The organism is Kitasatospora sp. NPDC052868 (assembly GCF_044547105.1).
GTDB lineage: Bacteria > Actinomycetota > Actinomycetes > Streptomycetales > Streptomycetaceae > Kitasatospora.
In genome coordinates this window covers 138,372-144,787 of sequence record NZ_JBITZW010000013.1, presented here as the reverse complement: position 1 = coordinate 144,787, position 6,416 = coordinate 138,372, and the positions used below count along the sequence as shown (strand labels likewise).

At 73.4% G+C, this 6,416-nt stretch carries 5 protein-coding genes; 3 read left to right on the top strand and 2 right to left on the bottom strand.

Translation table 11 applies throughout. The features are described from left to right. Positions 1 to 275 precede the first annotated feature (275 nt). Both dapC and ACIGZJ_RS22930 read right to left on the bottom strand, forming a co-directional pair. Positions 276 to 1,367 carry a succinyldiaminopimelate transaminase gene (gene dapC / locus ACIGZJ_RS22935; protein WP_396458956.1) on the bottom strand — a complete coding sequence of 364 codons (1,092 nt, stop codon included), beginning with the start codon at positions 1,365 to 1,367 and terminating at the stop codon, positions 276 to 278. Further along, positions 1,364 to 1,795 carry a PPOX class F420-dependent oxidoreductase gene (locus tag ACIGZJ_RS22930; protein ID WP_396458955.1) on the bottom strand — a complete coding sequence of 144 codons (432 nt, stop codon included), beginning with the start codon at positions 1,793 to 1,795 and terminating at the stop codon, positions 1,364 to 1,366. The genes dapC and ACIGZJ_RS22930 overlap by 4 nt, the downstream gene beginning before the upstream one ends. Before the next feature lie 168 nt (positions 1,796 to 1,963). On the opposite strand from ACIGZJ_RS22930, the gene ACIGZJ_RS22925 reads away from it, so the two are divergent. From ACIGZJ_RS22925 to ACIGZJ_RS22915, 3 genes are all read left to right on the top strand, one after another. Then, entirely contained in the window at positions 1,964 to 3,466 is a 1,503-nt protein-coding gene (locus tag ACIGZJ_RS22925) for an FAD-dependent monooxygenase (protein ID WP_396458954.1), read from the top strand. Between the two features lie 94 nt (positions 3,467 to 3,560). Further along, positions 3,561 to 4,598, top strand: a complete 1,038-nt coding sequence (locus ACIGZJ_RS22920; RefSeq protein WP_396458953.1) for a methyltransferase — start codon at positions 3,561 to 3,563, stop codon at positions 4,596 to 4,598. 17 nt (positions 4,599 to 4,615) lie between these two features. After that, positions 4,616 to 6,274 carry an NAD(P)/FAD-dependent oxidoreductase gene (locus ACIGZJ_RS22915; protein WP_396458952.1) on the top strand — a complete coding sequence of 553 codons (1,659 nt, stop codon included), beginning with the start codon at positions 4,616 to 4,618 and terminating at the stop codon, positions 6,272 to 6,274. Positions 6,275 to 6,416: the final 142 nt, after the last annotated feature.

Sequence of the window (6,416 nt, the reverse complement as noted above, 5' to 3'; positions counted from 1 at the left end):
CCCTCCTTTCACACGCGCGGGGGGGGGGGGGGGGGGGGGGCCGCGGGGGGGGGGGGGGGCCCCGCGGGGCCGGGGGGGGGGGCGCGGCCCCCCCCCCCCCGGGGGGGGGGCCCCCCCACGCCGTACTGCGGCAGCCGCACGCCCACCGGGGAGCGGCGCCCCGCCCCGACCGGGAGCAGCGCAGCGCCCCGCCGGCTGTCCGGCGGGGCGCTGCGCTGGGTACCGCGACGGGTCCTGCAAGGGCTACTGCAACGGGTGACTGCGGCGGGCGCTGCTCAGAACGCCCCGGTGAGCCGTTTCACCGCCTGGTCGATCCGCTCGTCGGTCTCGGTGACGGCCACCCGCACGTGCCGCGCGCCCGCCTCGCCGTAGAACTCCCCAGGCGCCGCCAGGATGCCGAGCTCGGCCAGCGCGCCCACGGTCTCCCAGCAGGGCTCGTCCCGGGTCGCCCAGAGGAACAGCGAGCCCGCCGATCGGTCGATCCGGAAGCCGCTCTCCAGCAGCGCCGAGCGCAGCAGGGCCCGCCGGCGCGCGTAGGCCTCGCGCTGTCCCACCAGGTGGTCGTCGTCGCCGAGCGCCGCCACCATGGCGGCCTGCACCGGGACGGGCACCATGTGCCCGGCGTGCTTGCGGACCTCCAGCAGTGTGGCGATCACCACCGGGTCCCCCGCGGCGAACCCGGCCCGGTAGCCGGCCAGGTTCGAGCGCTTGGAGAGCGACTGCACGGCCAGCACACCCTCGTGGCTGCCGCCGCTGACCTCGGGGTGCAGGACCGAGCGGGTCTCGCCCTCCCAGACGTGTTCGAGGTAGCACTCGTCGTTCACCACGAGGGCGCCGCGCTCCCGGGCCCAGGCGACGATCGCGCGCAGCTCGGCGGTGCCGAGCACGCGGCCCTCCGGATTGGACGGCGAGTTCAGCCAGACCACCTTGGGGTCGGGGCCCTCGTAGGTCAGCGGCGAGGCCGTCCGGATCAGCCGGGCGCCCGCCAGTCGGGCACTCACCTCGTAGGTGGGGAAGGCGAGTTCGGGCACCAGGACGACATCGGCGGGGCCGAGGCCGAGCATCGTGGGCAGCCAGGCGATCAGCTCCTTGGTGCCCACCGCCGGGATCACCGCGGCCGGGTGGACGGTCGCCCCCTCGTGGCGCAGCAGCCAGGCCGCGACGGCCTCGCGCAGCTGCGGCGTGCCCTCGGTGGAGGGGTAGCCGGGGGCGTCGGCCGCGGCGGCGAGCGCCGCGCGGACCACGGCCGGGGTCGGGTCCACCGGGTCGCCGAGGGCCAGGTTCACCAGCCCGTCGGGGTGGGCGGCGGCACGCTTGCGGTAGGGGAACAGGACGTCCCAGGGGAACTTCGGCAGCCGCTCGATCATGCCCGCACCCCGTTCGCGACGTTCCGGGCCAGCGGCGGTGCCTGGCAGTCGGAGTCGATGCCCCAGGAGACGATCCGCTCCGGGGTGATCCGGATCAGCTCGTCGTCGACGTGCGGCAGGATCTCCTTGCCGCCGACCGGGAGCGCCTCGGCGGTGCCCCGGATCTCCAGGCCCCTGACCGACCAGGTCGCCGGGTCCAGCACGTCGTCCACGACCAGCGAGACCCTCGGATTGGTCTGTACGTGGCGGTACTTGAGGCTGCGGGCCATGCCGCGCCCGGTCACGTCGACGGTGCCGAGCTCCGCGTTGTAGTGGAAGCCGAGCGGGACGACGTGCGGCTGCCCGCGGCCGTCCACGGTGGCCAGGCGGGCGAGCGACTGCGAGGCCAGGTAGGCGGCCTCGTTCGCGGTGAAGGGGGTGACGGGCATGACGGGTCCTCCGTCGGTCGGATCGGGATTCCCGCCGACGCTAGGCGCTGCGCTTCGAGCCGGTTTGGTGCCCGGGCGCCCGCCGCGGCGGCCAACGGCGCTGGACACCCACTCGAAGCGCCGCTGGCACGGTGGGCCCGTCGTACAGGACCGGCAGCGGAGGTCGCGGTGGACTGCGATGTGGTGGTGGCGGGAGCGGGGCCGACCGGCCTGATGCTCGCCTGCGAGCTGGCGTTGGGCGGTGCCCGGACGCTGGTGGTGGAACGGAGAAAGGAGCCGGAGAAGCATTCGAAGGCCATGGGGATGCAGGGCCGCACCGTGGAACTGCTCGAACTGCGCGGGCTGCTCGACCGGTTCCTGGACGGGGCCGGTCTGCTCAAGGGCGGGAACTTCGCCAGCCTGGGCGTGCCGATGCGGTTCGAGGAGTTCGACACCCGGCACCCGTACGTGCTGCTGGTGCCGCAGCTGCGGACGGAGGAGCTGCTGGCCGAACGGGCGCTGGAGCTCGGCGTCCGGATCGTCCGGGGCGACCCGGTCACCGGGTTCGTCCAGGACGCGGACGGGGTGACGGTCGAGACCGGGGGCGGCACCGTGCGGGCGCGCTACCTGGTCGGCTGCGACGGCGGCGGCAGCGTCGTACGGCGGCAGGCGGGGATCGGCTTCACCGGCCAGGACCCGCACATGTACGCGCTGATCGGGGACATGCGGTTCAGCGGCGACCTGCCGCGCGGCGAGGGCCTGGGCCCGATGCGCCCGGTGGGCCTGGTCAATCCCGAGCGGAGGTCCTGGTTCGGTGCGTTCCAGCACCAGCCGGGCGTCTACCGGGCCACCGTCGCCTGGTTCGGCGAGCCGTTCCCCGACCGCAACGCGCCGGTCACCGAGGAGGAGATGCGCGCGGCCCTGGTCGAGCACACCGGGGGCGACCACGGGATGCACGACGTCACCTGGCTGTCCCGGCTCACCGACGTGTCCAGGCTGGCCGATTCGTACCGCAGCGGCCGGGTGCTGCTGGCCGGCGACGCGGCGCACATCCACCTGCCGGCCGGCGGGCAGGGGCTCAACCTCGGCATCCAGGACGCGGTGAACCTCGGCTGGAAGCTGGCGGCCGTGGTGCGCGGCCAGGGCGGCGAGGAGCTGCTGGACAGCTACCAGAGCGAACGGCGGCCGGTCGCCGACGGCGTGGTGCACAACACCCGTACCCAGGCCGTGCTGATCGACCCGGACCCGCGCTACGACGCGCTGCGGCAGACCTTCCGCGAGCTGATGGCACTGCCGGACACCAACCGGTACATCGCGGGGATGCTGTCCGGCTTCGACGTCCGCTACGGGACGGGCGAGCACCCGTCGGTCGGCCTGCGGATGCCGGACGCCGACCTGCTGACCGCCGCCGGCACCGGGCGGATCAGCGACCACTTCGTCGAGGGGCGCGGGCTGCTGTTGCTGCCCGAACCGGCCCCCGCCGACTCGCCGCCGGCTGCCACACCCCCGGCCGACTCGCCGCTGGCCGGCTGGGCGGACCGGGTGACCACCCTGACCGCCCGGATCGCGGGCGCGGAGCCCGACACCGCCTTCCTGCTGCGCCCCGACGGCTACGTCGCCTGGGCGGGCCACCCGGCCCGGCACGAGGAGCTCCGCAGTGCCGCGACCACCTGGTTCGGCGCCGCCGGCTGAGCGCCGGACCCCGGCACACCCGGCCGGCCCGGCCCATACGGCCGACCCATGACCAGGCAGAACGCCCCATCCGTACCCCGTGAGAGGAAGAACCATGACGTCGGAAACCGGCAGCCCCGCTGCCCGCGCGCGCCGGATCGTCGCGCTCAACACCGCCTACTTCCAGGCGAAGGCGCTGCAGAGCGCGGTGGAACTCGGCCTCTTCGAGCTGCTGGCGGACCGGTCCGCCGACATCGAGGAGATCCGGACCGAACTGGGCGTCGCCCACCGGCTGTTCAAGGACTTCCTGGACGCCCTGGTCGGCCTCGACCTGCTGGAGCGGGAGGACGGCCGCTACCGCGTCGCCGCCCTGGCCACCGAGTTCCTCGTCCCGGGAGCCCCGACCTACCTCGGCGGCACCGCCCAGCAGCACGCCCGGCTGCACTTCCACGCCTGGGCGCAGCTGACCGACGCGCTCCGCGACGGCAAGGCGAAGTCCGCCGTCGCCGCGCAGGGCCCGCTGGCGTACCCCAAGCACTACGAGGACCTCGACCGCGCCCGTCAGGTCATGATGCACATGGACGCCCACAACGGCTTCACCGCCGACGAGTTGGCGCGGCAGATCGACTGGAGCGGCTACACCTCCTTCGTGGACGTCGGCGGTGCGCGCGGCAACGTCGCCTCCCGGATCGCCGCGGCCCACCCGCACCTGAAGGGCGGGGTGTTCGACCTGCCGGCGCTGCGCCCGCTCTTCGACGAGCTGGTCGGCGCGGCGGGGACGGCCGACCGGGTCTCCTTCCACGGCGGCGACTTCTTCGCCTCGCCGCTGCCCGAGGCCGACGTGCTGATCTTCGGGCACGTGCTGCCGGACTGGCCGGTGGCCGACCGCCAGGAGCTGCTGCGCCGCGCCTTCAAGGCGGTTCGGCCGGGCGGGAGGGTGGTGCTGTACGACGCCATGATCGACCCGGACGAGCGGGACCCGGAGGTCCTGCTCCAGCGGATCAACCACACCATGATCCGGGACGACAGCTCGGCCTACTCGCTCGACCAGGCCCGTGCGTACCTGGAGGAGGCCGGATTCACGGTCGACCGGGTGGTCGGCACCGACACCATCACCAGGGACCACCTGGCCATCGGCATCAAGTCCGTCTGACCGGAGGGGAGAACGGCATGGCAGCGCACACCACGGAGCAGCAGTCCGGGCAGCCGTACGACGTCGTGATCGTCGGCACCGGCCTGTCGGGCACGATGCTCGGATCGATCCTGGCCAAGCAGGGCTTCCGCATCCTGCTGCTGGACGGCACCCACCACCCCCGGTTCGCGGTCGGCGAGTCGACCATCGGGCAGACCCTGGTGGTCCTGCGGCTGATCGCCGACCGGTACGGCGTGCCGGAGATCGCCAACCTGGCGAGCTTCGAGGACGTCCTGGCCAACGTCAGCAGCGCGCACGGGCAGAAGAGCAACTTCGGGTTCATGTTCCACCAGGACGGCGAGGAGCCGGACCCGACGGAGACCAGCCAGTTCCGCATCCCCGCGATCGTCGGCAACGCCGCGCACTTCTTCCGGCAGGACACCGACGCGTACATGTTCCACACCGCCGTCCGCTACGGCTGCGACGCGCGGCAGGACTACCGGGTGGAGCGGCTCGACCTCGACGACGACGGCGTGACGGTGGTCGGCACGGACGGCAGCAGCTTCCGCGCCCGCTACCTGGTCGACGCCAGCGGGTTCCGCTCGCCGCTGGCCAAGCAGTTGGGGCTGCGCGAGGAGCCCAGCCGGCTCAAGCACCACGCCCGCTCGATCTTCACCCACATGGTCGGCGTGGGGGCGATCGACGACCACGTGGACACGCCGGAGGAGCTGCGCCCGCCGGTGCCGTGGAACGACGGGACGATGCACCACATCTTCGAGCGCGGCTGGATGTGGGTGATCCCCTTCGACAACCACCCGGGGGCGACCAACCCGCTGTGCAGCGTGGGGATCCAGCTCGACCCGCGGACCTACCCGGCCCGCCCGGACCTCACCCCCGAGGAGGAGTTCTGGTCCCATGTGGAGCGCTTCCCCGCGGTGGCACGGCAGTTGAAGGGTGCCCGCAGTGTGCGGGAGTGGGTCAGCACGGACCGGATGCAGTACTCCTCGACCCGGACGGTCGGCGATCGCTGGTGCCTGATGTCGCACGCGGCCGGGTTCATCGACCCGCTCTTCTCCCGCGGGCTCTCCAACACCTGTGAGATCATCAACTCGCTTTCCTGGCGGCTGATGGCGGCGCTGCGCGAGGACGACTTCTCGGCGGAGCGGTTCGCCTACGTGGAGACGCTGGAGCAGGGCCTGCTGGACTACAACGACCGGCTGGTGAACAACTCCTTCATCTCCTTCTCGCACTACCCGCTCTGGAACTCGGTGTTCCGGATCTGGGCCTCGGCCAGCGTGATCGGCGGCAAGCGGATCCTCAACGCGCTGACCGCGACCAAGGAGACCGGGGACGACTCGCACTGCCAGGCTCTGGACGAGAACCCGTACCCGGGGCTGTGGTGCCCGGTGGACTTCTACAAGGAGGCCTTCGACAAGGTCACCGAGGTGTGCGAGGCGGTGGACGCGAAGCGGATGACGGCCGAGGAGGGGGCGGCCGTCCTGGAGCGCCAGGTGCGGGAGTCGGACTGGATGCTGCCCGCGCTGGGCTTCAACGACCCCGACACCCACCACATCAACCCGACGGCGGAGAAGATGTTCCAGATCGCGCAGTGGGCCACCGACCACGCGCGCCCGGAGATCCGGGAGCTGCTGGCGGCCAGCGCCGAGGAGGTCCAGGCCGCGATGCGCAGGAAGTAGCGGCAGGAGCGCACACCAGCGGCGAGGGGCGCGGCCCGCCCGCCCCCCCCCGGGGCCGCCCCGCCCGCGGGGCGGGTGGGGCCGCGCGCGGCCCGGGGGGGCCGCGGGCCGCGGGCGGCGGGCGGGGCGGGCGGCGCCGCGG

Bases quoted from the DNA above. Each gene is read 5' to 3' on its own strand.
- ACIGZJ_RS22920 (WP_396458953.1), top strand. From the start codon at position 3,561: ATGACGTCGGAAACCGGCAGCCCCGCTGCCCGCGCGCGCCGGATCGTC.
- dapC (WP_396458956.1), bottom strand. From the start codon at position 1,367: ATGATCGAGCGGCTGCCGAAGTTCCCCTGGGACGTCCTGTTCCCCTAC.
- ACIGZJ_RS22915 (WP_396458952.1), top strand. From the start codon at position 4,616: ATGGCAGCGCACACCACGGAGCAGCAGTCCGGGCAGCCGTACGACGTC.
- ACIGZJ_RS22930 (WP_396458955.1), bottom strand. From the start codon at position 1,795: ATGCCCGTCACCCCCTTCACCGCGAACGAGGCCGCCTACCTGGCCTCG.